Annotated in this window: 1 protein-coding gene; it reads right to left on the reverse strand. The window is 60.9% G+C overall.

Annotated elements, in window-relative coordinates; genetic code table 11:
* Positions 1-669: 669 nt before the first annotated feature.
* Complete coding sequence (locus tag EI28_RS12125) at positions 670-1782, reverse strand: Fic family protein (protein WP_052379747.1); 1113 nt, start codon at positions 1780-1782, stop codon at positions 670-672.
* Positions 1783-2212 lie beyond the last annotated feature (430 nt).

A 2212-nucleotide genomic window follows, 5' to 3' on the forward strand; every position in this document is an offset into this window, starting at 1 on the left:
TTGCGGAGAGTGTTCCGTGCGCTGAAAATCCTCCATACAATTATCCGATGGTGTGAAAGGGTATTAATATTGACTATTTGGAATTGTAACGTTCACGGCATACAACATGCGCCTGAGCACAGCCTGGCCGAATAGATCTCCCCTGACCAGATCAGGAGATATAACGCCTACTCCCGGTCGAACCGCATCCCTGTCTTTGTGGTGATCGGTGTCGGAGGCAGTCCGAAAAATCCGGCAACGATGTTCTGCATTCCCCTCAAGGATGCAAAATATCCCGAAATCTTCCCGAGCGTCTTTGAGAAATACGAGCGGGACCCCGGCAGGACATTCTTCTGGCGGGACGGGATGCTGAAATAGTCCCCTCACCCGGCCGAGCCCCCCTACAATCACCGCCACCACCCTCGCCGGCCCGATCGCGCCACCCCCGCCCCGCAAACCGCGGCCCCGCCCCGGGCCCCGATCGTTGTGCGGCGGCGGTGTCGCACTACCTCTTTTGTGCGACACAAAACTTATTCTATGTCGCACAAGATCGGTTGTGGGTCATGGGTGTCGCACAAATTCCGTTGCGCGTCATGGTTGCCCTAAAACCCCCGGGGCATGGTATACGCCGGTGCATACAACGTTGCATGGCGAATCGATCCACAGGACGGCTCGCAGGTACCGGGGTATTCACAACCGGTCCCCTTCGGTGATGGCAATCAGGCGCGGAAAGACGTAGGTCGCGGCACGCCTTCCCCCGCCCTCCGCGAGGACGGCGATGATCTCGTGTTCCCGGAGCTGCTGGAGGACCCGCTCCGCCGCCCTCCGAGGTATTGCCGCCTGGTCGTAAAACTCGGCCGAACTGAAGACCGGCGTCTTAAAGAGCGCATCGATCGCGGCGGTCGCGTACTGCGAGCGGGTCACCTCCGGCACCGTCCGTTTCATCTCGTCGTAGAGATCGAGGATTGCCTTTGCTTTCCGGCCGTTCGCCCCGGCCTGCTCCTCGATAGCGTGGAGGAAGAACGCGATCCAGCCGTTCCAGTCCCCGTCCCCCGAGATCGCGAGCAGCCGCTCGTAGTAGACCGGCCGGTTCCGCTCGAGGTAGGCGCTGATATAGAACATCGGGCTTGCAATCAGCCCCTTCTCGTACATGATCAGCGGGACGAGCATCCGGCCGACACGGCCGTTGCCGTCGCAGAACGGGTGGATGAGTTCGAACTGCGCCTTCAGGACGGAGAGCTGGACGAGGATATCTTTCTCCTCCTCATTGCGCAGGTAGGCCTCCCAGTCCGCGAGCGCCCCGGGAAGATCCGCCGGCGCCGGCGGGACGAAGATCGCGTGCTCGATATGCGCATCCCGCCCGATGAAGTTCTGGATCGTGCGGATGCACCCCGGCTCCCGGTCCATGCCCCGGCTGCCGGCCAGGAGAACCCGGTGCAGGTCGCAGACGAGGCCGGTATCCAGTCGCCGAGCCTTGAGGGCGTCGACCGCAACGGTGAGTGCCTCCCGGTAGTTGATGATCTCCTGGATGTCGGCAAGGGCCCTGTCGTTGATCCGCTCCCGCGGGTTCGCCTCAAACCGCAGGACGTCCTCGAGCGACGCCTGCGTCCCCTCGATCCTCGAGGAGAGCACCGCCTCCTGTGTCAGGAGCGGCGAGAGCAGGAGTTCGGGGTTCGGGATCGCCTGGAGGATGCCGTCGTAGCGGGCAAGGGCGCGGTTTGCCGACGCAATCCGGGGGATATGGCTCTCCCAGTCGATGCCGGACGGGGGCAGCGGCTCCGGCACGTAGGGTCGGATCGTCATGTTATCCCCCTCCCCGGGGTCGCAATGCGCCCGCACCCCGCGGCAGTGGCCTGCCGCACGAAGCACCTCTCATCCCATCATCACCTGCCCAAAAAAGCCGGATATCTGCGTTCGGATTGGTATCAGCGAGGACGTGCTCCCTGGTGGCGGAGAGCGTTCCGTGCGCTGAAAATTCCCCATACAATTATCCGATGGTGTGAAAGGGTATTAATATTGACTATTTGGAATTGTAACGTTCATGGCATACAACATACGCCTGAGCACAGTCTGGTCGAATAGATCTCCCCTGACCAGACTAAGAGGTGTAGCGCTTACTCCCGGTCGAACCGCATCCCTGTCTTCGTGGTGATCGGTGTCGGAGGCAGTCCGAAAAATCCGGCAACGATGTTCTGTATTCCTCTCAAAGATGCGAAATATCCCGAAATCTTCC

Origin of the sequence: Methanoculleus sp. MH98A (assembly GCF_000691865.1) — an archaeon.
In the GTDB taxonomy this organism is placed as follows: Archaea; Halobacteriota; Methanomicrobia; order Methanomicrobiales; family Methanoculleaceae; genus Methanoculleus.

What these genes read in the sequence shown, in the direction of transcription:
- EI28_RS12125 (WP_052379747.1), bottom strand. Translation starts at nt 1,782, where the DNA reads ATGACGATCCGACCCTACGTGCCGGAGCCGCTGCCCCCGTCCGGCATC.